Genomic DNA, 23,054 nt, shown 5'->3' on the forward strand with positions numbered 1-23,054 from the left:
AAAGTGCTGGTTTATGTAAAGTGTTCCGGTTTTTAGCCCGGCGGCGCTACGCCTGCGCGGGCCTACGGGCTTTGTAGGCTGGGCAAGCGCAGCGCCACCCGGCAATTACCGCTCATGCTCACTGACCGGCATCATCAGCTCACGCAGACGCTCAATGCGCGCCTCCGGGCTGAGCCAGAGCCAGCGAAACAGAATATGTTCTCCCTTTTTCGCCTGTTTAAAATAGGTTGAAAAGTAAAGTAGCTCTTTGCTGAACGTTGCCATGGGATGTCTCCGGCTGATTGATTCCTGTTCAGGGTAAGCCGGGGAAGGGGGATAAAACAGGGTGATGTTTTTAAGCTGTTCCGCATTTTCATCGGGCAAAAAAAAGCCCCGGGACATCGGGGCGGCGGATAATAAAATCCAAAGGTTAAGTAAGCGTGGCAGTACTGTAGGCCGGGTAAGCGAAGCGCCACCCGGCAAAAAGAGGGTTAAGCAGGTAGCGATTTCAGCAGCGCAAAGGCCTCCTTCATGCGGTCTTCACTGACCACAAAGGCCCGCACCTGGCCGTCATTATCCGAACCGCGCGCCACCATGCCCTGCGGCTCAATGGCGATGTTCCAGTTCAGATCCTGACGCTGCGTTTCACCCGCAAGGTGCAGCGGTAATTCCGGCGTTTTGACCTTCACCAGCATGGCGGGTAATTTCAGCGGCGCGCTGCCGCCGAGCAGGTTTTTTGCCAGATACATGGCGCTTAATTGAATCGGCTGCAGGAACGGCAGCACCTGACCGTTAATTTCAGCGCAGTCGCCCAGGGCGTAAATATCCGGCTGCGTGGTTTGCAGATAGCTGTCCACCTTCACCCCACGGTTTGTTTCCGCCCCGGCGCGATGCGCCAGCGCGGTTTCCGGGCGCAGGCCCGTTGCGGCAACCACCACATCCACCTCTACGCTGCGGCTGCGGTCGAGCGTAGCGCGAATGCCGCCCTCGGTTTTGGTCAGGCTCTGCAGCTGTGATTTCAGCAGCAGATGCACGCCCATGTCGGTCAGACGATGCTGTAAGCGACTGCTTACTTCAGCGGGCATCAGCGCCGACAGGATGCTCGCCGCGTGGTCGACGAGGGTAACGGACTTGCCCGCACGGCAGAAATCCATCGCCAGCTCGGTGCCGATCAGCCCGCCGCCGACGATCATCACGCGCTGCGCGTCGCGAAGCCTCGTTTCGCTGGCCTGATACTCCTGCTGGCTGTTGAGGGTAATCATCAGCTCGCGGCCTTCGACCGGCGGCACAAACGCAGAGGCCCCCGTGGCGAGCACCAGCCTGTCGTATTGCCAGGTTTTCTCTTTCGCCTTCACTACGTGGGCATCGGCGTCGATGTCGGTGACCCAGGTATAAGGGAACAGGCGCAGGTTAAACTGCTCGGCGAACTCCCCCGCCGTCTGGCGGGTGAGGTCGTCGGCGCGCTGATTCTGGCTAATGACGTGGCTTAAATCAGGCTTGTTGTACTCATCCATGCTGTCGGCGGCAATGACCGTCAGCGGCACGCTGGCGTCCTGCTTGCGGATGTTTTTCACCAGCTGGCGGGCGGCAAAGCCCGAGCCGATGATGACGATACCGTTGCTCATTTTGCCTCCGTACCCAGTTCGTCAAAGACGTCTTTACCGAGGGAGCATTCCGGGCAGAGGAAGTTGTCCGGCACCTCGCTCCACGGCGTGCCCGGAGCGACATCCTGCAGCGGTTCGCCCAGTTCAGGATCGTAAATCCACTGGCAGACGCTGCACTGCATGCGCGGGCCGAGGTCTGCGGTGGAGGCTGCACACGCGGTGGCTTCCTGAGAGGCGGAAGGTTTTGCTGCTGTTTCAGGCAGCGGAGCGAGCGCCCACTGACGTGCAATATCGCGGCCGTGCTGGCGGCAGATTTCCAGCGCATCGATATCCGGGCGCCATTTCGCCTTCAGGCTCAGGGACATTTCGAATCCGGCATCCTGCAGGCGGGTAGACAGACGATCTACCGCGCCGCCGCTCCAGCCGTGGGAGCCAAACGCGCTGGCGCGCTTGTTGCGAAAGCGCAGGCCGGTCATCTCTTCCACCAGGCCGGCAATTTTCGGCATCATCACGTTGTTCATGGTGGAGGTGCCCACCAGCACGCCCTTCGAGCGGAACACGTTGGTCAACACCTCGTTCTTATCGCTGCGCGCCACGTTGAAGATTTTCACCGCCACGTTGGGGTCCACTTCGTTGATGCCCTGGGCAATCGCGTCCGCCATCATGCGGGTATTGTTGGACATGGTGTCGTAGAAAATGGTGATGCGGTCTTCCTGATAGTCCGCCGCCCACTTCAGGTACAGCTCAACAATCTGGGTTGGGTTCTCACGCCACACCACGCCGTGGGAGGTGGCGATCATATCCACCGGCAGGTTGAAGCCGAGGATTTCGGTGATTTTTGGCGTTACCAGGCGGCTGAACGGCGTCAGGATGTTGGCGTAGTAGCGCTGGCACTGCTCGAACAGCTCGGTCTGGTCCACTTCGTCGTTGAACAGGCGCTCGTCGCAGTAGTGCTGGCCGAAGGCGTCGTTGCTGAACAGCACCGCGTCGCCGGTCATGTAGGTCATCATGCTGTCCGGCCAGTGCAGCATCGGGGTTTCCACGAAGATCAGCTGTTTGCCATTGCCGATATCCAGCGCGTCGCCGGTTTTCACGGTGTGGAAGTTCCACTCCGGGTGGTGGTGGTGACCGTTGATGGAGTCGATGGCGTTAGTGGTGCAGTAGATCGGGGTGTTCGGAATGTAGGACATCAGCTCGGTCAGCGCGCCGGCGTGGTCCTCTTCCGCGTGGTTGATGATGATGTAGTCGATAGCGTCGAGGTCGATTTCGCTGCGCAGGTTCTGCACGAATTCGCGGCTGAACTTGTGATCGACGGTATCGATCAGCACGTTTTTACCTTCGCGGATAAGATAGCTATTGTAGCTGCTGCCGCGCAGCGTTTTGTATTCCGTCCCGTGGAAATCGCGCACTTCCCAGTCACGTTGACCGACCCAATGAATGTTATTTTTAACCAGAATAGACATAGCAACCTCAGCTTAATACGGTGTGTTCAAATAAGATGGTTTAGCTATATCAAGTTGCGTGCCAACTTTTTAATTGATTGAATTTAGTGGGTTTATTGTTTTTTAGCTCTTAATGGGTAGTCATTATGACTATACTAAATACGGTCAATATGACAGTATGTGTTGTCAAAATGACAATGAGGCAGACATGAGCTTTTCCGTAGACGTGCTGGCGAAGATCGCCATTGAACTGCAAACCGGTATCGGCCATCAGGACCGCTTTCAGCGCCTGATTTCCACGCTGCGCCACGTGCTTGAGTGCGATGCGTCCGCGCTGCTGCGCTACGAGGGGCGGCAGTTTATTCCGCTGGCTATCGACGGGCTGGCGCAGGACGTGCTGGGGCGGCGCTTTACGCTTGAAGGCCATCCGCGCCTGGAAACCATCGCTCGCGCGGGGGACGTGGTGCGCTTCCCGGCGGACAGCGACCTGCCCGATCCGTACGACGGCCTGATCCCGGGACAGGAGAGCCTGAAGGTGCACGCCTGCATCGGGCTGCCGCTGTTTGCCGGACAAAACCTGATTGGCGCGCTCACGCTCGACGGCATGTCGCCGGACCAGTTTGATACCTTTAGCGACGAAGAGCTGCGCCTGATTGCCGCGCTGGCCGCCGGGGCGCTGAACAATGCCCTGCTGATTGAACAGCTGGAGAGCCAGAACATCCTACCCGGCAGCCCGGCGGCGTTCGAGCAGGTCGCGCACACGGAAATGATCGGCCTTTCGCCGGGGATGGAGCAGCTCAAAAAAGAGATCGACATCGTGGCGGCCTCCGATTTGAACGTGCTGATCTTCGGCGAAACCGGCACCGGTAAGGAGCTGGTGGCGAAATCGATCCACGAAGCCTCGCCGCGCGCGGTCAACCCGCTGGTGTACCTCAACTGTGCGGCCCTGCCGGAAAGCGTGGCGGAAAGCGAGCTGTTTGGGCACGTTAAGGGGGCGTTTACCGGGGCCATCAGCAACCGCAGCGGCAAGTTCGAAATGGCCGATAACGGCACGCTGTTTCTGGATGAAATTGGCGAGCTGTCGCTGTCGCTACAGGCCAAGCTGCTGCGCGTGCTGCAGTATGGCGACATCCAGCGCGTGGGGGATGACCGCAGCCTGCGGGTGGACGTGCGCGTGCTGGCGGCGACCAACCGCGATCTGCGGGAAGAGGTGCTGGCGGGGAATTTCCGTGCGGACCTGTTCCACCGCCTGAGCGTATTCCCGCTCTCCGTCCCGCCGCTGCGCGAGCGCGGTGACGATGTCGTGCTGCTGGCCGGCTTTTTTTGCGAGCAGTGTCGGCTCAAAATGGGGCTGTCCCGCGTGGTGCTCAGCCCGGGGGCAAGAACCCATCTCCTGAGCTACGGCTGGCCGGGCAACGTGCGCGAGCTGGAGCACGCTATTCACCGCGCGGTGGTGCTGGCGCGGGCGACGCGCTCGGGTGACGAAGTGGTGATCCACGCGCGGCATTTTGCCCTTCATGATGACGGCGTACAGGCTGTCGCCCAGGCTACGCCGGAAATTGCCAATGAAAACCTGCGTGAAGCCACGGAGGCGTTTCAGCGTCAGATGATCACCCGCGCGCTGGAGCAGAACAACCGCAGCTGGGCGGCGTGCGCGCGGGCGCTGGAGATGGACGTCGCCAACCTGCACCGGCTGGCGAAGCGTCTTGGGCTGAAGGGTTAAATTATCCCGGCCTGGTAGAAGTCCTGCAGGTTGATGGCGCCGCACAGCCTGCCGCGCTCATCCACCACCGGGGCGGCGGTGATTTTACGCTTCATCAGCACCTCTTTGGCCTCAATGGCGCGGCTTTCGGCGTTCAGCGTCAGCCCGCCGAGGGTCATTGCGTCCGACACCTGCGATTCCAGCGTGCCGCCTCCCACCAGCCAGCGGCGCAGATCGCCGTCGGTGAACACGCCCCTTACGCAGCCGCTTTCGTCGCACACCGCCACCAGCCCCAGCCCGGTGCGGCTGAGTTCTAGCATTGCATCCATCACGCTGGTGTCGAGTTTGACCTGCGGAATGGCGTCGTCGGTACGCATCAGGTGGTGAACCTTGTTGAGCAGGCGTGCGCCGAGCGCGCCCGCAGGATGGGAGCGGGCAAAATCTTCTTCGTTAAAGCCGCGCGCCTGCATCACCGCCATGGCCAGCGCGTCGCCCATCATCAGGGTGTTCACGGTGCTGGAGGTCGGGGCAAGGTGCATCGGGCAGGCTTCGCGCTCGACGGAAATATCCAGCGTCGCTTTGGCGGCCAGCGCCAGCGGCGAGCGGGATTTGCCGGTCATCGCCAGCAGGGCGACCGATTTTTCCTGCAGGCGCGGAATAATTAGATCCAGCTCTTTGGCCGAACCGGAGTAGGAGATAAACAGCATCACGTCGCGGCTTTCGATCATCCCGAGATCGCCGTGCAGCGCTTCGGCGGGATGCACGAAGAACGCCGGGGTGCCGGTGCTGGCGAGCGTCGCGGCAATCTTTTTGCCGATATGGCCGGATTTACCGATGCCCGCTACGATCACTTTGCCTTCGCAGTGGATAATGGTGTTGGCGGCGCGGACAAAATCCTCGCCCAGACGTTCCGGCAGGCGGCTGGCTTCCTGCAGCTCCAGCATCAGCGTCTGGCGGCCCGTTTCTAACAGAAAATCACTCATCTCTTTCTCCGGTTACGATCACGTCGATTCCTTTCTCTTCCAGCGCTTTCTTAAACGCCGGGTCGATACCCGCGTCGGTAATCAGCTTATCGACGCTTTCAAGGCTACAGACAATGTTGGGGCTTTTGCGGCCAAACTTCGACGAGTCTGCCATCAAAATCACTTCCCGCGCGGCGTTGCACATGGCCTTGCTGACGCTGAACACCTCGTTAAAGGTGGTGACGCCCGCGTTGAGGTCGATGCCGTCGGTGCCCATAAACAGTTTATCAAAGCTGAAGTGGTCAAAGGCGTTCTCCGCCAGCTGGCCGTGAAACGACGCCGATTTTTTGCGAAAGGTGCCGCCGGGCATCAGGATGGTCTGCTCGCTGTCAAACTCCGACAGGGCGTTGACGATGTGCAGGCTGTTGGTCATCACCGTGATGTTGTTAAAGCGGCTGAGCAGGGGGATCATCTGCAGAACGGTGCTGCCCGCGTCGAGGATGATGGAGTCGCCGTCGTGGATAAACTTCACGGCAGCTTCGGCAATCAGCGCTTTCTGGTGGGTATTGATCAGCGTTTTGTGATCGATAGGCGGGTCCGCTTCGTCTTTATTGAGCACCACGCCGCCGTAGGTTCGAATGACGGCACCGGAGTTTTCGAGCAATACCAGGTCCTTGCGTATTGTCGTGCCGGTGGTGTCAAAGTAGTGGGCCAGATCCTCTACCGAGCATTTTCCCTGCTTTTGCAGATGCTCCAGAATGGCCGCCTGCCGCTGACGAGGTTTCATAGGCGCTTCGTTCCTTAGGTTGCGAAATGATAATTTCGCAAGCCTATAGCTTTCACAACGAAATTATCCATGTTTCAGATTAAGCGCTAATGATAGTGCATTCTGACAGAGTGGATCATGGGGAAAGATCACATCAGGCTGCAATTCCTGCAGCGAAATGCCGTTGATTGCCTGGATTTTCACCGGCCGGGCGAACACCGTCATGCCGCGCATGATGAGGGAATCGCAGACGCGGTTGTTTTCATCCAGCGCAACGGCGACGACCACGCGCGGCTTGAAGCGCCCGCCGGAACGTCCGACCCCGACGCGCCCCTTCTGACACAGGGCGTCAAACGCGCGGTTGAACTGGTGGATCTGCCAGCCGCCGAACGCCATCTGGCACAGCCAGGCGAGGGCGGCGACGGTGATGAGTGCGGTTACCATATTTCACTCCTTAAATGCCGGGTGGCGGCTGCGCCTTACCCGGCCTACGGGATTTGTAGCCCCGGTAAGCGCAGCGCCACCGGGGAAGGGACTTAGAACATGACCTGCCCGCCGGTCACGTTAATCGACTGCCCGGTGCAATAAGACGCCTTCGGGCTGGCGTAAAACAGCAGCATGTTCAGCACGTCCTGATAGTCGCACCCGCGCTTCAGCGGCACCTTATCGATGTAGTACTGCTCAACCTCGTCGGCGCTAATGCCGAGCTTGGTGGCGTACTGCGGCAGCAGGGACTGGAACATCGGCGATTTCAGCAGGTTGCCGAGCATCAGCGAGTGAACGGTAATGCCGTACTCGGCCAGATCCAGCGCCAGAGACTGCGTCAGCCCCACGCCGCCAAACTTCGCCGCGCTGTAGCCGGAGTTGTGCTTGCTACCCACTTTGCCCGATTTTGAGTTGATCTGGATGATGCGCCCCTGAATGCCGTCGCGGATCATCAGGCGGGAAAACTCGCGGGCGCAGAGGAAATAGCCCACCAGGTTCACCTGCAGCGAGCGGTCAAAATCCCCCAGTTCGAAATCGCTGATAAAGGCCGCTTTCGCAATCCCCGCGCTGTAGACCAGCAGGTCGGTACGTCCAAAAATCTCGTCCACGCCGCGGGCCAGGGCCATCACGCTCTGCTCGCTGGTGGCGTCCGCACCAAACCCGTACGCCGTGCCTTCGCCAAACTCGGTGTTAATGGTGTCCGCCACGCGGGCGGCTTTTTCACTCTGAATGTCCACTACCGCCACGCGGTAACCCTCTGCGGCAAGCCCACGGCAGAGGAACTCGCCTAAGGTTTGTCCCCCACCAATGACAACGGCAACCTGACTCATGTGTCTCTCCTTAATTACGCAACAAATTTTAACGTGCAGCCTGGGGTAACGGCCTGCGGAACCGGGCCCGCCACGTGAACCGTGCCGGGATACTCGGCCTGCGGCTGGCCGTCGAAACGCAGGGTGATATGGCCCAGCTCGCGCAGGTTTTGCTCGGCCACGTCGCCGACGGCGGTCACGGCATAGCGCGCCTCGCCCAGCTCCAGCCGGCTTCCTGCCTTCAGCTCGCCCTTCAGCTCGCCGTGGCAGTGGATAAAGCAAAACTCTTCGATATCCGCCGGGGCGCCTTCTCGGAAGGTGATCAGCATCTGGTCGTTTAGCGCGTCGGCCGCGCTCTGGCCGATGCGGGTAATGGTGGTCTGATAAATCACGGTCATCGCAGGAACCTCTTATTGATAAATAAAGCCGGAGACAAACCAGGCAATCAGCACCGACGGTACGCCCACGCGCACGGTGTCCTGGCGCGCTTCGGCCAGCGACAGCCCAACGGGGATGAAATCGCACGCCGCCTGGGCGTTAATGGCAAACAGGGCGGGCAGGGCGAGGTGCGGAGGGATGTTCCCCAGACCAATCTGCACGCCAATCAGCACGCCGATGACCTGGGCAATCACCGCGCCCGGGCCGAGGAACGGCGACAGCAGCGGGAAGGAGCAGATCAGCGCCAGCGTCACCAGCCCGAGCGGGTGGCTGGCGAGCGGCGCGAGGCCATGGGCAATCCAGTCGCCCAGGCCGGAGGCCATGATGATGCCGATCAGCGCCGAGACGAACGCCATAAACGGCAGGATGGTTTTCAGTACCGTGTCGATGGTGTCGCGCCCGGACTGGAACAGCACCGCCACGGCGGAGCCCATCCCCATCCCGACTTTCGCCAGCAGGCCGTCGCTCTGCTCGGTGATTTTCCTGCTGGTGTCGTACTCGCGCGGGGCCGCTTTTTGCGGCGCGGGTGTGCCATTCACCAGCGTGATGTTGTCCTCCTTCACGCCCGAGACGTAAATGTCCTCAAGGATGTACTGCGCCAGCGGGCCGGATTTTCCGGTGGAGTGAATATTCACCGTCGGAATGCGGCGCTTCGGATAGATGCCGCAGCGCAGCGTGCCGCCGCAGTCGATCACCGCCACGCCGATTTCCGCTTCCGGCGGCTCGCCCTCCTTGAAGCCGTCGACCGCTTCCCAGCCGGTCAGCTCGCGCAGCCTGTCGACGATCGCCGGGCGCGTGCCCGCGGTGATGTAGACGATCTTTTTGCCTTCGGTGGCGTCGAACTCCAGCGGGCCGCCCCAGCCGCCCGTGCCTTTCTCAATGCGAATACGGCTCATGCTGTGGCTCCTGAAAGATGGACTTTCTGTTCAAGCTGGATGCCCATTTTTTTCTCAAAAATGGCGGTGGTGAGGTCGGTGACCCAGCCGCGGAAGAAGTTGGTGACCAGCCCGACCAGCAGATAGCTCACCGCCAGCGGGCCGAGCGGCAGGCCAAGAGTGGTGAGGCCGCTGGCGATCCCGAGATAGACAAACAGCTCGCCGGGGTTGATGTGCGGGAACAGGCCGTTCATCGAATGGCAGCTGTAGGACGCGGCGGCGTAGTAGCTCGGCTTGTACTTTTCCGGCATAAAGCGGCCGAGGCTCAGGGTCATCGGATTGCAGAAAACGAAGGTGCCGATAAAGGGCAGTACGAGGTAGCGGGACAGCGGATTCCCGGCGCAGCGCTGGGCGAAGCGTTCGATACGCTGCTGGCCGATAAAGTTTATCAGCGCGTTCATGATCACCAGCAGGCTGATCAGCAGGGGCAGGATCCCGGTCACCATGCCGGTGAACACCTCTCCGCCCTTTTGAAATAGCCCGATGAACCACTCGGCGCCGTGGGTGATGGTTTCTATCATTCTTCTCTCCTGTGGGGCTTTTTTGTTTTTGTATAACTGCGGCCAATAATAATCACTTTGAAAGGTTTTAAAGTGTTAATTAGATCTCACAATGAAAGAAAAATAGATTATTTTGAAAGTTAACGGGATGTATACAGCCAGTTTGGATGAAAAAAGCACAGATTTGCGTTGGGGAAGTGTTACCGCTTCCTTGAGGAGACGGGGATGCTTTACCATAATGGGTTCTTACCGAACTCGTTAAATGGATGTCCCATGTTCAAGCGTCGTTACGCAGCGCTGTTGCCTGCGCTTATTCTGCTGTCCGCCTGTAGTAGCAAACCTAAAACTGAAGCCGTCCAGCAAACGGCTGGCGCGCCTTCCGGAGGGTTCCTGCTGGAGCCGCAGCACAATATGATGCAGATGGGCGGCGACTTCGCGAACAACCCGGCGGCCGAGCAGTTCATCGACAAAATGGTGAGCAAGCACGGCTTTGACCGCCAGCAGCTGCATGAAATTCTCTCTCAGGCGAAGCGCCTGGACTACGTGCTGCGCCTGATGGACAGGCAGGCACCGACGGCGCAGGTGCCGACCGGGCCAAACGGCGCGTGGCTGCGCTATCGCAAACAGTTTATTACGCCGGACAACGTGCAAAACGGCGTGGTGTTCTGGAACCAGTACGAAGATGCGCTCAACCGCGCCTGGCAGGTCTACGGCGTACCGCCGGAAATTATCGTTGGGATCATCGGCGTGGAAACCCGCTGGGGCCGCGTGATGGGCAAAACCCGCATCCTCGACGCGCTGGCGACGCTTTCGTTTAACTACCCGCGCCGCGCCGCGTATTTCTCCTCCGAGCTGGAGACCTTCCTGCTGATGGCGCGCAGCGAGCAGGACGACCCGCTCGATCTGAAAGGGTCCTTTGCCGGGGCGATGGGCTACGGCCAGTTTATGCCGTCCTCCTATAAACAGTATGCTGTTGACTTTAACGGAGATGGCCATATCAACCTGTGGGACCCGGTGGATGCCATCGGCAGCGTAGCGAACTACTTCAAAGCCCACGGCTGGACGCCGGGCGGCCAGGTTGCCGTGCAGGCAAACGGCGAGGCGTTTGGTCTGGAAAACGGCTTTAAAACCAAATACAGCGTTGCGCAGCTGACGGCGGCAGGCTTAACGCCGACCCAGCCGCTGGGCAATGTCGACCAGGTGAGCCTGCTGCGCCTGGACGTGGGTACCGGCTATCAATATTGGTACGGCCTGCCGAACTTCTACACCATCACCCGCTATAACCACAGCACCCACTATGCAATGGCGGTGTGGCAGCTGGGGCTGGCGGTATCTCAGGCCCGCGTGCCGGCGGCGTCACCGTTTAGTCAGTAAGTCACTTTATTCCCCCTCTCCCTGTGGGAGAGGGCTGGGGTGAGGGCATCAGGCCGCAGTGCCGCCCAATCGCCCGGTGACGCTTCGCTTACCGGGCCTACGGGCTGGGTATTCTCCCTCTCCCTTTGGAAGAGGGTTGGGGTGAGGGCACCCGCGCGCACTTATTTCCTGCTGAAACATTTCGCCACACTCCCTTTTCACACCCGCCATTTACATCTTAATCGCCTTTCATTATTGTTATGTTATAACATTTAATGTGGTGTCGATATGTCAACGTCCTTGTTTTCTCTCTCTTCCCCGGTTCGGCTGCTGCTGGCCCTGGTACTCATTCTCTTTCTCGGGCTGGCCGTGCGCTGGGCGGTGGCGTTGCCATGATCGTGATGAACGAACTGGTCGCGGGCTACGACCGCCAGCCCGTTACGCGTCCTCTTTCGGGGGGGATCGAACGGGGGAGCATGACCGCGATTATCGGCGCTAACGGCTGCGGGAAATCTACGCTGCTGAAAACGCTCGCCGGGTTTATCCCGCCCGTGAGCGGCAGATTCCGCTGGCAGGGTAAACGCCCGGTAATCGGCTGGCTGGCGCAGCGTCATGCCCTGGAGGCGCAGTTTCCGCTGACCGTACGGGACGTGGTCAGCATGGGCTGCTGGCCCGGTATTTCACTTTTCGCCGGTTTGCGCCGCGAAGCGGGCCTGCGCATCAGCGGCGCGCTTGAGCGCGTGGGGCTGGAATCGCTGGCGTTAACCACCATCGATGAACTCTCCGGCGGCCAGTTTCAGCGCATGCTGTTTGCCCGCGTCCTGGTGCAGCAGGCGCCGCTGGTGATGCTGGATGAACCCTTTACCGGCGTCGATGAGGCCACCTGCAACGTGCTGATGGATCTGATGCTGGAGATGTATATGCAGGGCCAGACGCTGCTGGCGGTTCTGCACGACAGCGAGCGCGTGTCGCGCCACTTCCCGCAAACGCTGCGCCTGGACGCTGACGTACCGCGCTGGAAAACCGAGCGGGTGAGGGTGGCATGATCTGGCATACATTCTTCCAGCCTTTCATCGAGTATGGCTTTATGCGCCGCGCGCTGGTGGTTTGCCTGGCGCTTTCCGTCAGCACCACCGCGCTGGGCGTATTCCTTCAGCTGCGCCGGATGAGCCTGATGGGCGATGCGCTCTCGCACGCCATTCTGCCCGGCGTCGCCGTGGGGTATCTACTCAGCGGGATGTCGCTGCTGGCGATGAGCATTGGCGGCTTTATTGCCGGGATTACCGTAGCGCTGGTGGCAGGGCTGGTCAGCCGCCGCACGCCGCTCAAAGAAGATGCCAGCTTTGCCGGTTTCTACCTCGGTTCGCTGGCGCTGGGCGTCACGCTGGTTTCCCTGCGCGGTTCGAACATCGACCTCCTGCATCTGCTGTTCGGTTCTATTCTCGCGGTGGACAGCGATGCCGCGCTGTTTGTGGTAGGGGTTTGTGTCTTCACGCTCATCGTGCTGGCTATTTTTTATCGCGGGCTCGTGACTGAGGCGTTTGATACCGCCTGGCTGCAGGTAAACGCCCGCTGGCTACCCGGCTTACTGCACGGCCTGTTTCTGGCGCTGCTGGTGCTTAACCTGGTGGCCGGTTTTCAGGTGCTTGGCACGCTGATGGCGGTCGGTCTGATGATGCTCCCCGCCGTGGCGGCGCGCTGCTGGGCGCGCACCTTACCGGGATTACTGCTGATGGCGGGCATTAGCGGCATTGTTTGCGCGTGGCTGGGGCTGAGCCTCTCCTGGGCGGTGAGTTTACCCGCCGGACCGTCCATCGTGCTCACCGCCAGCGCCCTCTTTTTTATGTCCATTCTATTTGGCACGCGCAGCAGGCTGGCTGGCAGCCTGCGGACGCTTTTTTAACGCAAGGGGAAATGATGAAACGTACAGGGTTAGCCGTGGCGCTCGCGCTTGGGATGCTGTCGCAGGGTGTGATGGCGAAAACGATCAATGTGGTGACAAGCTTTTCCATTCTGGGGGATATCACGCAGGAAGTGGGGGGTGACCACGTTAAGGTGACGACGCTGGTCGGCCCGGACGGCGATCCGCACACCTTTGAACCGTCCCCGAAAGACAGCGCGGCGCTCAGCAAGGCTGACGTGGTGGTGGTTAACGGTCTGGGGCTGGAGGGCTGGCTTGACCGTCTGGTGAAAGCCTCCGGGTTTAAAGGCCAGCTGGTGGTGGCCTCAGCCGGGGTGAAAACGCACACGCTTGAGGAAGATGGCAAAACCGTGACCGATCCGCACGCGTGGAACAGCGCGGCGAACGGGGCGCTGTATGCAAAAAATATTCTGGACGGGCTGGTGAAAGCCGATCCGCAAGATAAAGCGGCGCTCGAGGCTACTGGTAAGCCGTATATCGCGCAACTGACGCAACTGGATGGCTGGGCCAAAACGCGCTTTAGCCAGATCCTGCCGGCGAAGCGCAAAGTGCTGACCAGCCATGACGCTTTCGGCTATTTCAGCCGCGCGTATGGCGTGACCTTTATGGCGCCGCAGGGGCTATCGTCTGAGAGCGAAGCCAGCGCGGCGCAGGTTGCCGGGATCATTAATCAAATTAAGGCCGACGGCGTGAAAACCTGGTTTATGGAAAATCAGCTCGATCCGCGTCTGGTTAAACAGATTGCATCGGCGACGGGCGCGCAGCCAGGGGGCGAGCTTTACCCGGAAGCGCTGTCGGCCAAAGGCGGCGTTGCGGATACCTACGTGAAGGCGTTTCGCCACAATGTGGATACGCTCACGAACAGCATGAAATAACATTCTCCACGGCCGGTGCGCCTGCACCGGCTTTTTTCTGAAGCCCCCTCGTAAAACCCGAAGCGCATCCCCATATTTGACGAGAAAGTGCTATCTTGTGCTGCACGTTTCTCTATGGCCTGGAGCGAGAATGACTGACCATGAATTAATGCAGCTTAGCGAAGTGGTAGGGCTGGCGCTAAAGCAGCGTGGGGCGACCATCACCACCGCTGAGTCCTGCACCGGCGGCTGGGTTGCCAAGGTGATAACGGATATTGCAGGCAGTTCCGCCTGGTTTGAGCGCAGCTTTGTAACCTACAGTAATGAAGCTAAAGCGCAGATGATCGGCGTACGAGAAGCCACGCTGGAGCAGCATGGCGCAGTCAGCGAGCCGGTCGTTATTGAGATGGCCATTGGCGCCCTGAAAGAGGCGCGTGCCGATTACGCCATCTCTATTAGCGGCATCGCGGGGCCGGACGGCGGCAGCGACGTTAAGCCCGTTGGCACCGTCTGGTTTGGCTTTGCCACCTCGAAAGGTGAGGGGATCACCCGTCGGGAGTGCTTTAGCGGCGATCGCGAAAGCGTGCGTCGTCAGGCAACTGAATATGCGTTAAAAACGCTCTGGCAACAATTTCTACAAAACACTTGATACTGTATGACCATACAGTATAATTGCATCAACAGAACAGAAATCCACGGTGAAGCGCAGTTGCTTCTCCCGGCATGACAGGAGTAATAATGGCTATCGACGAGAACAAACAGAAAGCGTTGGCGGCAGCACTGGGCCAGATCGAAAAGCAATTCGGTAAAGGCTCCATCATGCGCCTGGGTGAAGACCGTTCCATGGACGTGGAAACTATCTCCACCGGTTCGCTTTCTCTTGATATCGCACTGGGCGCTGGCGGTTTGCCAATGGGCCGTATCGTAGAAATCTACGGACCGGAATCCTCAGGTAAAACGACCCTGACCCTGCAGGTGGTTGCAGCAGCACAGCGCGAAGGTAAAACCTGTGCGTTTATCGATGCCGAGCACGCGCTGGACCCTGTCTATGCTCGTAAACTGGGCGTTGATATCGACAACCTGCTGTGTTCCCAGCCGGACACCGGCGAGCAGGCGCTGGAAATTTGTGACGCGCTGGCGCGCTCCGGTGCGGTTGACGTAATCATCGTCGACTCCGTTGCGGCGCTGACGCCAAAAGCGGAAATCGAAGGTGAAATCGGTGACTCTCACATGGGCCTCGCGGCACGTATGATGAGCCAGGCGATGCGTAAGCTGGCGGGTAACCTGAAACAGTCCAACACGCTGCTGATCTTCATCAACCAGATCCGTATGAAAATTGGCGTGATGTTCGGTAACCCGGAAACCACTACCGGTGGTAACGCACTGAAATTCTACGCGTCTGTTCGTCTGGACATTCGTCGTATCGGCGCAGTGAAAGACGGCGAGAACGTGGTGGGTAGCGAAACCCGCGTGAAGGTTGTGAAGAACAAAATCGCAGCACCGTTCAAACAGGCTGAATTCCAGATCCTCTACGGCGAAGGCATTAACTTCTACGGTGAGCTGGTCGACCTGGGCGTGAAAGAGAAGCTGATTGAAAAAGCGGGTGCCTGGTACAGCTACAACGGCGATAAGATTGGTCAGGGTAAAGCGAATGCTATCTCCTGGCTGAAAGATAACCCGGCTGCAGCAAAAGAGATTGAGAAGAAGGTGCGTGAGCTTCTGCTGAACAACCAGGACTCCAAACCTGATTTCGTGGCTGATGCTGCGGATGCTGAAGAAACCAACGAAGACTTTTAAGTCTCTTGTGTAAAGATGAAGGGCTGCTGATGCGGCCCTTTTTGCATTTCTGAATCTGCAGGTTTTTTATGAGTGAATCCACATCACGCCGACCCGCCTACGCGCGACTGCTCGATCGCGCGGTGCGCATCCTTGCCGTGCGTGACCATAGCGAACAGGAACTGCGGCGAAAACTGTCAGCGCCTGTGATGAGCAAAAATGGGCCGGAAGAAATAGATGCTACGGCAGAAGATTACGACCGCGTCATTGCCTGGTGCTACGAGCATCACTATCTGGACGATGGGCGCTTTGCTTCCCGCTTTCTCGCCAGCCGCGGCCGCAAAGGATATGGCCCTGCGCGCATACGTCAGGAGCTAAATCAGAAAGGCGTTGCCCGCGAAGCCATTGAAAAAGCCATGCGAGAATGCGATACCGACTGGTGCGAGCTGGCAAAAGAACAGGCGATTCGGAAATACGGTGAACCGCTGCCGCGTGAATTTTCAGAAAAAGTCAAAATTCAGCGCTTTTTGCTCTATCGCGGCTTCCTGATGGAAGATATTCAGGATATATGGCGTAATTTTGTCGATTGAGCGCATGCGGGATTTTACTTCCCACTAAAGAAAACTTATCTTATTCCCACTTTTTCCAGTAGCTGGTCCGTCCAACTGTTTACAGATACGGACCTGCTACGACATTTCGTTAGCTTGATTTCAGGATAATTATGAGCAAGAGCACCGCTGAGATCCGTCAGGCGTTTCTCGACTTTTTCCATAGTAAGGGACACCAGGTTGTTGCCAGCAGCTCCCTGGTACCGAACAATGACCCGACTCTGCTGTTTACCAACGCCGGGATGAACCAGTTCAAGGATGTATTCCTTGGTCTCGACAAGCGTAATTATTCCCGCGCCACAACCTCACAGCGTTGCGTACGTGCGGGCGGTAAACACAACGACCTGGAAAACGTCGGTTACACCGCGCGCCACCACACCTTCTTCGAAATGCTGGGTAACTTCAGCTTCGGCGACTATTTCAAACACGACGCTATTCAGTACGCATGGGAACTGCTGACCGGTGAAAACTGGTTCAACCTGCCGAAAGAGCGTCTGTGGGTGACCGTCTACGAAACCGATGACGAAGCCTTCGACATCTGGGAAAAAGAAGTTGGGATCCCGCGCGAGCGTATTATTCGCATCGGCGATAACAAAGGCGCGCCTTACGCGTCTGATAACTTCTGGCAGATGGGCGACACCGGTCCGTGCGGTCCGTGCACCGAAATCTTCTACGATCACGGCGACCACATCTGGGGCGGCCCTCCGGGAAGCGCTGAAGAAGATGGCGATCGCTACATTGAGATCTGGAACATCGTCTTCATGCAGTTCAACCGTCAGGCTGACGGTACCATGGAGCCGCTGCCGAAACCGTCTGTTGATACCGGTATGGGCCTGGAGCGTATCGCGGCCGTTCTGCAGCACGTGAATTCCAACTACGACATCGACCTGTTCCGCACGCTGATCGCGTCCGTCGCGGAAGTGACCGGTGCGACCGATCTCAGCAACAAATCGCTGCGCGTTATTGCAGACCATATCCGTTCCTGTGCGTTCCTGATTGCCGACGGCGTTATCCCGTCGAATGAAAACCGTGGCTACGTGCTGCGTCGTATCATTCGTCGTGCCATCCGTCACGGCAACATGCTGGGCGCGAAGGACACCTTCTTCTATAAACTCGTTGGGCCACTGATTGGCGTGATGGGTGCTGCCGGTGACGAACTGAAACGCCAGCAGGCGCAGGTGGAACAGGTTCTGAAAACCGAAGAAGAGCAGTTTGCGCGTACGCTTGAGCGCGGTCTGGCGCTGCTGGACGACGAACTGTCTAAGCTCAAGGGCGACACGCTGGATGGCGAAACCGCTTTCCGCCTGTACGACACCTACGGCTTCCCGGTTGACCTGACGGCGGACGTTTGCCGCGAGCGCAACATCAAAGTTGACGAAGCGGGCTTCGAAGCCGCGATGGAAGAGCAGCGCCGTCGCGCGCGTGAATCCAGCGGTTTTGGCGCAGACTACAACGCGATGATCCGCGTTGATAGCGCATCAGAATTCAAGGGTTATGACGCGCTGGAGCTGACCGGTAAAGTGACCGCGCTGTTTGTTGACGGTAAGGCCGTAGACAGCATCAGCGCGGGTCAGGAAGCCGTCGTCATTCTGGACAAAACGCCGTTCTATGCGGAATCTGGCGGCCAGGTTGGCGATAAAGGCGAGCTGAAAGGCAACGGCTTTAGCTTCAGCGTCAGCGATACTCAGAAATACGGTCAGGCGATTGGTCACCAGGGCAAACTGGTTTCCGGTTCTCTGAAAGTGGGCGAGGGCGTACAGGCTAACGTTGATGAAGCTCGCCGCGCGCGCATTCGTCTGAACCACTCTGCAACCCACCTGATGCACGCTGCCCTGCGCGACGTACTGGGTACACACGTTGCTCAGAAGGGTTCTCTGGTTAACGATAAGGTCCTGCGTTTCGACTTCTCGCATTTTGAAGCGATGAAGCCGTCTGAAATCCGCGCGGTGGAAGATCTGGTGAACGCGCAGATCCGTCGTAACCTGCCAATCGAGACCCACATCATGGAGCTCGAGGACGCGAAGAAAAAAGGTGCGATGGCGCTGTTTGGCGAGAAGTATGACGAGCGCGTTCGCGTGCTGAGCATGGGTGACTTCTCTACCGAGCTGTGCGGCGGTACGCACGCTTCGCGCACCGGTGACATCGGTCTGTTCCGCATCGTTTCCGAGTCTGGTACGGCGGCGGGCGTGCGTCGTATCGAAGCGGTAACCGGTGAAGGTGCGATTGCCAGCCTGCATGCGCAGAGCGACCAGCTGCACGATATCGCGCAGCTGCTGAAAGGCGATAGCCAGAACCTGGGCGAGAAAGTGCGCGTTGCGCTGGATCGTACCCGTCAGCTGGAAAAAGAGCTGCAGCAGTTGAAAGAACAGGCTGCAGCGCAGGAGAGCGCAAGCCTCTCCAGCAAAGCAGTAGATATTAAGGGCGTCAAACTGCTGGTCAGCGATCTGGCGGGCGTGGAGCCTAAGATGCTGCGTACTATGGTCGACGATCTGAAGAACCAGCTTGGTTCTACGGTTATCGTGCTGGCGACGGTGGCAGAAGGTAAGGTTTCTCTGATTGCGGGGGTCTCTAAGGATGTGACCGATCGCGTTAAAGCAGGGGAACTTATTGGTATGGTCGCCCAGCAGGTGGGTGGCAAAGGTGGCGGTCGTCCGGACATGGCGCAAGCCGGTGGTACGGATGCGGCGGCACTTCCCGCGGCATTGGCCAGCGTTGAAAGCTGGGTAAGCGCGAAACTGTAATAACTACAAAGCACAAGCAGACGCCATAGCGGCAACGTTATGGCGTCTTGTTCACTGCGCTATCGATAATGATAAAGTCAGGTTGAGTTTGTGTATATCGGCTAAACTTACGTTTAACAGAATGTGATGCCGTGACTGCTTACACTTTACGTGTTTGTCATCGCTTACTTTTTGGCGTTATATGATGGATAATGCCGGGATACAAGAGACCCGACTCTTTTAATCTTTCAAGGAGCAAAGAATGCTGATTCTGACTCGTCGAGTTGGTGAGACCCTCATGATTGGGGATGAGGTCACCGTGACAGTTTTAGGGGTAAAGGGTAACCAGGTACGTATTGGTGTTAACGCTCCTAAAGAAGTATCTGTCCACCGTGAAGAGATCTACCAGCGTATCCAGGCTGAAAAATCCCAGCAGTCCAGTTACTGATATTGTCGCGTCTCGCTGTCGGGCGAGACGCAACCCTCCCGCCATTTTTCCTGCTTAACGTTACCGTTTAATTTCAATCGCTCTGTTTTTAACCACTCCGTTATCCTTAACTCGTCCTTACGCCGCCATTTCTGCATAGGTTTTCTGTAAAGATGCCTGCAAAATCCGCTTATAAAACACCCTCTTTGCGGCTTTTACATGCGAATTGCGTGTGATTTGTGCAAACGATAAAAGCTTTTGGAAAATTGTTTGACTTATAAGTCCCAGAAAGTAATATATGCGCCACGCAGCGACGAGAAGCTCTTAACGAGTTACTCGAAGCACTCGAAAGAGGCGTTGTGTGGTGAGGTGGCCGAGAGGCTGAAGGCGCTCCCCTGCTAAGGGAGTATGCGGTCAAAAGCTGCATCCGGGGTTCGAATCCCCGCCTCACCGCCATTTTGCATCCGTAGCTCAGCTGGATAGAGTACTCGGCTACGAACCGAGCGGTCGGAGGTTCGAATCCTCCCGGATGCACCATCTATTACTTCATATTGCTTTCGAAGTGATATGAGTATCGTGTAGTACAGTAGTAAATCCCGATGCATCCGTAGCTCAGCTGGATAGAGTACTCGGCTACGAACCGAGCGGTCGGAGGTTCGAATCCTCCCGGATGCACCATTTACTATTTCTGAAAGCAGTACCCTGATGCATCCGTAGCTCAGCTGGATAGAGTACTCGGCTACGAACCGAGCGGTCGGAGGTTCGAATCCTCCCGGATGCACCATTATTATTTCTAAAAGTAGTACCCTGATGCATCCGTAGCTCAGCTGGATAGAGTACTCGGCTACGAACCGAGCGGTCGGAGGTTCGAATCCTCCCGGATGCACCATCTTCTCCTCCCTTTGTTTATTCCTTCGACGTTCCGTCAGTAATCTCTTTCTCTGCCAGCGACAAAAACCCCCTTTTACGATAAAGTAATGCTTTGTTAATCGGTTAGCGAGAGCACGATGTACGCACAGTATGACGGTTTGATCTTCGATATGGATGGCACCATCCTGGATACCGAACCCACGCATCGTAAAGCCTGGACTGACGTCCTGAGCCGTTACGGTATGCGTTTCGATCTTCAGGCGATGATTACCCTCAACGGCTCGCCAACCTGGCGTATTGCTCAGGCCGTGATTGAACTCAATCAGGCCGATCTCGACCCGCACCTTCTCGCGCGTGAAAAAACCGATGCGGTAAAAGCGATGCTTTTAGACACCGTTCGCCCTTTGCCACTCATTGATGTGGTAAAAGAGTGGCATGGACGCCGTCCAATGTCGGTGGGGACGGGCAGTGAAAGCGCGATTGCAGAAGCATTGCTCAACCATCTTGGCCTGCGCCACTATTTTTCGGCCGTGGTTGCTGCCGATCACGTTAAACATCACAAACCCGCACCGGACACCTTCCTGCTTTGTGCAGAACTCATGGGCGTACCTGCGGCAAAATGCGTTGTGTTTGAAGATGCCGATTTTGGTATTCAGGCCGCGCATGATGCCGGAATGGCTGCGGTGGACGTTCGCTTACTGTGAGTGACGCGCTGTCACTTGCCTCATTATTCGCCAGCAGTTTTTTAAGCGCCACGCTCTTACCGGGAAATTCGGAAGTGGTGCTGGTGGCGATGCTGTTGTCCGGCGTGAGTCAGCCCTGGTTGCTAGTGTTAATAGCAACAATGGGTAATAGCCTTGGAGGGCTGACTAACGTTATTCTTGGGCGTTTCTTTCCGCTCCGCGAAAAATCGCGCTGGCAGGAAAAGGCAGTCGGCTGGCTAAAACGCTATGGCGCTGCCACGCTGTTATTAAGCTGGATGCCTGTAATAGGTGATTTACTGTGTCTGCTGGCGGGATGGATGCGCATCTCCTGGGGACCAGTGCTCTTTTTTTTGTGCCTTGGCAAGGCGTTGCGCTATGTTCTCGTGGCGTGGGCAACGCTGCAGGGTATGACGTGGTGGCACTAATTGGTGGAATGAATACGCGACCTTCAATCGTCAACCATTACAATTATGCTGAGTAACATTACTTTGACAGGCGGGAGGTCAATTTGATCCCGGACGTATCACAGGCGCTGGCCTGGCTGGAAAATCACCCTCAGGCACTGAAGGGGATTCAGCGTGGCCTTGAGCGCGAAACGCTGCGCGTAAACGCGGATGGCAGCTTAGCGACAACGGGTCATCCGAAGGCGTTAGGCTCGGCGCTGACACATAAATGGATCACAACCGATTTCGCCGAAGCGCTGCTGGAGTTCATCACGCCGGTAGAGGGTGATATTGATCGTATGCTGACGATCCTGCGGGACGTTCATCGCTTCACCGCCCGTAATCTGGGCGATGAGCGCATGTGGCCGCTGAGCATGCCGTGCTATATCGAGCAGGGTCAGGATATCGAACTTGCGCAGTACGGCACGTCAAATATTGGTTGTCTGAAAACGCTTTACCGTGAAGGGCTAAAAAACCGCTACGGTGCGCTGATGCAGACTATCTCTGGCGTGCACTACAATTTCTCACTGCCGATGGCGTTCTGGCAGGCAAAGTGCGGTGAAACGGATAAAGAGGCGATCTCTGCGGGTTATTTCCGTTTGATCCGCAACTATTACCGTTTTGGCTGGGTGATCCCGTATCTATTTGGCGCGTCACCGGCGATCTGCTCTTCTTTTCTGCAGGGGAAACCGACCACGCTGCCGTTCGAGAAAACCGAGTGCGGGATGTACTATCTGCCCTACGCAACCTCTCTGCGCCTGAGCGACCTTGGCTATACCAATAAATCGCAAAGCAATCTCGGTATTACGTTTAACGAATTGCACGAATATGTGGCAGGATTGAAGCGGGCGATCAAAACCCCGTCGGAAGAGTACGAGAAAATCGGCCTCGAAAAAGACGGTAAGCGCCTGCAAATCAACAGCAACGTGCTGCAAATTGAAAACGAACTGTATGCGCCAATTCGTCCGAAGCGCGTAACCCGCAGCGGCGAAACGCCGTCGGACGCGCTGCAGCGCGGCGGGATTGAGTACATTGAAGTGCGATCGCTGGACATCAACCCGTTCTCACCGATTGGCGTTGACGAGCAGCAGGTGCGTTTCCTTGATCTGTTTATGGTCTGGTGCGTGCTGGCGGATGCGCCGGAGATGAGCGCAGATGAACTGCTCTGCACGCGCACCAACTGGAATCGTGTGATTCTGGAAGGTCGCAAACCGGGCCTGACGCTGGGTATTGGCTGCGAAACGGCGCAATTCCCGGTGGCTAAGGTGGGCAAAGATCTGTTCCGCGATCTGAAGCGCGTCGCGCAGACGATGGACAGCGTGTACGGCGGTGAAGCGTATCAGGACGTGTGCGACCAGCTGGTCGAGAGCTTTGATAACCCGGAACTGACGTTCTCCGCGCGTATTCTGCGTTCTATGCTTGAACAGGGCATTGGCGGTACGGGTCGGGCGCTCGGCGCAGAGTATCGTGAGATGCTGATGCAGGAGCCGTTGGACGTACTGAGCGAAGCGGATTTTGTGGCGGAACGCGATGCGTCCGTCGTGCGTCAGAAAGAGGTCGAAGCGGCGGATACAGAGTCGTTTGAGGCGTTTCTGGCGAAGCAGTCTTGAGCTGAAAAAGAAAAAGGCCACATCGCTGTGGCCAAAATATACATCTCTGAATTCAGGGATGATGATAACAAATGCGCGTCTTTCATATACTCAGACGCGCATTCTGTAGAAGAGTTCAGTTTATTTTAAAAAAAATCACTGTCGG

At 57.6% G+C, this 23,054-nt stretch carries 23 protein-coding genes and 5 tRNA genes; 18 read left to right on the forward strand and 10 right to left on the reverse strand.

Going from position 1 to position 23,054, the window contains the following annotated elements; all coding sequences use genetic code 11:
• Nucleotides 1–105: 105 nt before the first annotated feature.
• From E0L20_RS23855 to norV, 3 genes are all read right to left on the reverse strand, one after another.
• Complete coding sequence (locus E0L20_RS23855) at nt 106–264, reverse strand: hypothetical protein (RefSeq protein ID WP_165500698.1); 159 nt, start codon at nt 262–264, stop codon at nt 106–108.
• A gap of 206 nt (nt 265–470) precedes the next feature.
• The gene (gene norW, locus E0L20_RS09580; RefSeq protein WP_131633756.1) at nt 471–1,604 is read right to left on the reverse strand and encodes an NADH:flavorubredoxin reductase NorW; all 1,134 of its coding nucleotides are present in this window, start codon (nt 1,602–1,604) and stop codon (nt 471–473) included.
• Complete coding sequence (gene norV, locus E0L20_RS09585; protein WP_131633757.1) at nt 1,601–3,046, reverse strand: anaerobic nitric oxide reductase flavorubredoxin; 1,446 nt, start codon at nt 3,044–3,046, stop codon at nt 1,601–1,603. Before norV ends, norW begins: the two co-directional genes overlap by 4 nt.
• 187 nt (nt 3,047–3,233) lie before the next feature.
• Here norV and norR point away from each other — a divergent pair, with 187 nt between their 5' ends.
• Nucleotides 3,234–4,748, forward strand: a complete 1,515-nt coding sequence (gene norR / locus E0L20_RS09590; RefSeq protein WP_131633758.1) for a nitric oxide reductase transcriptional regulator NorR — start codon at nt 3,234–3,236, stop codon at nt 4,746–4,748.
• Here norR and gutQ read toward each other — a convergent pair.
• The 7 genes from gutQ to srlA form a co-directional block, all read right to left on the reverse strand.
• Complete coding sequence (gene gutQ, locus E0L20_RS09595; RefSeq protein WP_131633759.1) at nt 4,745–5,710, reverse strand: arabinose-5-phosphate isomerase GutQ; 966 nt, start codon at nt 5,708–5,710, stop codon at nt 4,745–4,747. The genes norR and gutQ overlap by 4 nt on opposite strands.
• Entirely contained in the window at nt 5,703–6,476 is a 774-nt protein-coding gene (srlR, locus tag E0L20_RS09600) for a glucitol operon DNA-binding transcriptional repressor SrlR (protein ID WP_032640855.1), read from the reverse strand. Before srlR ends, gutQ begins: the two co-directional genes overlap by 8 nt.
• A gap of 63 nt (nt 6,477–6,539) precedes the next feature.
• Complete coding sequence (gene gutM, locus E0L20_RS09605) at nt 6,540–6,899, reverse strand: transcriptional regulator GutM (protein WP_131633760.1); 360 nt, start codon at nt 6,897–6,899, stop codon at nt 6,540–6,542.
• A 92-nt stretch (nt 6,900–6,991) separates the two neighbouring features.
• Complete coding sequence (gene srlD / locus E0L20_RS09615; protein WP_131633761.1) at nt 6,992–7,771, reverse strand: sorbitol-6-phosphate dehydrogenase; 780 nt, start codon at nt 7,769–7,771, stop codon at nt 6,992–6,994.
• Between the two features lie 14 nt (nt 7,772–7,785).
• Entirely contained in the window at nt 7,786–8,148 is a 363-nt protein-coding gene (srlB, locus tag E0L20_RS09620; protein ID WP_131633762.1) for a PTS glucitol/sorbitol transporter subunit IIA, read from the reverse strand.
• Between the two features lie 12 nt (nt 8,149–8,160).
• Nucleotides 8,161–9,084 (reverse strand): PTS glucitol/sorbitol transporter subunit IIB, encoded by a 924-nt coding sequence (gene srlE, locus E0L20_RS09625; RefSeq protein ID WP_131633763.1) that lies wholly within the window; start codon nt 9,082–9,084, stop codon nt 8,161–8,163.
• The gene (srlA, locus tag E0L20_RS09630) at nt 9,081–9,644 is read right to left on the reverse strand and encodes a PTS glucitol/sorbitol transporter subunit IIC (RefSeq protein ID WP_023333189.1); all 564 of its coding nucleotides are present in this window, start codon (nt 9,642–9,644) and stop codon (nt 9,081–9,083) included. The genes srlE and srlA overlap by 4 nt, the downstream gene beginning before the upstream one ends.
• Before the next feature lie 252 nt (nt 9,645–9,896).
• On the opposite strand from srlA, the gene mltB reads away from it, so the two are divergent.
• From mltB to gshA, 17 genes are all read left to right on the forward strand, one after another.
• On the forward strand, nt 9,897–10,997 hold the full coding sequence (gene mltB / locus E0L20_RS09635) for a lytic murein transglycosylase B (RefSeq protein WP_207389442.1): 1,101 nt from the start codon (nt 9,897–9,899) through the stop codon (nt 10,995–10,997).
• A 371-nt stretch (nt 10,998–11,368) separates the two neighbouring features.
• Nucleotides 11,369–12,022, forward strand: a complete 654-nt coding sequence (locus E0L20_RS09640) for a metal ABC transporter ATP-binding protein (protein ID WP_131633765.1) — start codon at nt 11,369–11,371, stop codon at nt 12,020–12,022.
• The gene (locus E0L20_RS09645) at nt 12,019–12,879 is read left to right on the forward strand and encodes a metal ABC transporter permease (protein ID WP_131633766.1); all 861 of its coding nucleotides are present in this window, start codon (nt 12,019–12,021) and stop codon (nt 12,877–12,879) included. Before E0L20_RS09640 ends, E0L20_RS09645 begins: the two co-directional genes overlap by 4 nt.
• A 14-nt stretch (nt 12,880–12,893) precedes the next feature.
• Nucleotides 12,894–13,772: a metal ABC transporter substrate-binding protein gene (locus tag E0L20_RS09650; protein ID WP_131633854.1), complete on the forward strand. Its 879-nt coding sequence runs from the start codon at nt 12,894–12,896 to the stop codon at nt 13,770–13,772.
• Between the two features lie 130 nt (nt 13,773–13,902).
• Entirely contained in the window at nt 13,903–14,400 is a 498-nt protein-coding gene (gene pncC / locus E0L20_RS09655; protein WP_131633767.1) for a nicotinamide-nucleotide amidase, read from the forward strand.
• Nucleotides 14,401–14,489: 89 nt separating this feature from the next.
• On the forward strand, nt 14,490–15,548 hold the full coding sequence (gene recA, locus E0L20_RS09660; RefSeq protein WP_131633768.1) for a recombinase RecA: 1,059 nt from the start codon (nt 14,490–14,492) through the stop codon (nt 15,546–15,548).
• 68 nt (nt 15,549–15,616) lie between these two features.
• Entirely contained in the window at nt 15,617–16,117 is a 501-nt protein-coding gene (recX, locus tag E0L20_RS09665) for a recombination regulator RecX (protein WP_131633769.1), read from the forward strand.
• A 131-nt stretch (nt 16,118–16,248) separates the two neighbouring features.
• Nucleotides 16,249–18,876, forward strand: coding sequence for an alanine--tRNA ligase (alaS, locus tag E0L20_RS09670; RefSeq protein ID WP_131633770.1), 2,628 nt, complete (start codon nt 16,249–16,251; stop codon nt 18,874–18,876).
• Between the two features lie 241 nt (nt 18,877–19,117).
• A complete protein-coding gene (gene csrA, locus E0L20_RS09675; RefSeq protein ID WP_000906486.1) occupies nt 19,118–19,303 on the forward strand; it encodes a carbon storage regulator CsrA in 186 nt (61 codons plus the stop codon).
• Between the two features lie 342 nt (nt 19,304–19,645).
• Nucleotides 19,646–19,738, forward strand: a tRNA-Ser gene (locus E0L20_RS09680).
• 4 nt (nt 19,739–19,742) lie between these two features.
• Nucleotides 19,743–19,819: transfer RNA gene (locus E0L20_RS09685), tRNA-Arg, on the forward strand.
• Nucleotides 19,820–19,883: 64 nt separating this feature from the next.
• Nucleotides 19,884–19,960: transfer RNA gene (locus E0L20_RS09690), tRNA-Arg, on the forward strand.
• Nucleotides 19,961–19,989: 29 nt separating this feature from the next.
• Nucleotides 19,990–20,066: transfer RNA gene (locus E0L20_RS09695), tRNA-Arg, on the forward strand.
• 28 nt (nt 20,067–20,094) lie between these two features.
• Nucleotides 20,095–20,171: transfer RNA gene (locus E0L20_RS09700), tRNA-Arg, on the forward strand.
• 118 nt (nt 20,172–20,289) lie between these two features.
• Complete coding sequence (yqaB, locus tag E0L20_RS09705) at nt 20,290–20,856, forward strand: fructose-1-phosphate/6-phosphogluconate phosphatase (protein WP_131633771.1); 567 nt, start codon at nt 20,290–20,292, stop codon at nt 20,854–20,856.
• Nucleotides 20,853–21,281, forward strand: a complete 429-nt coding sequence (locus E0L20_RS09710) for a YqaA family protein (RefSeq protein WP_008499541.1) — start codon at nt 20,853–20,855, stop codon at nt 21,279–21,281. The genes yqaB and E0L20_RS09710 overlap by 4 nt, the downstream gene beginning before the upstream one ends.
• An 83-nt stretch (nt 21,282–21,364) precedes the next feature.
• Nucleotides 21,365–22,909 (forward strand): glutamate--cysteine ligase, encoded by a 1,545-nt coding sequence (gshA, locus tag E0L20_RS09715; RefSeq protein ID WP_131633772.1) that lies wholly within the window; start codon nt 21,365–21,367, stop codon nt 22,907–22,909.
• The last annotated feature ends 145 nt before the right edge of the window (nt 22,910–23,054 follow it).

It is taken from the genome of Enterobacter wuhouensis, from assembly GCF_004331265.1.
GTDB classification, from domain to species: domain Bacteria; phylum Pseudomonadota; class Gammaproteobacteria; order Enterobacterales; family Enterobacteriaceae; genus Enterobacter; species Enterobacter wuhouensis.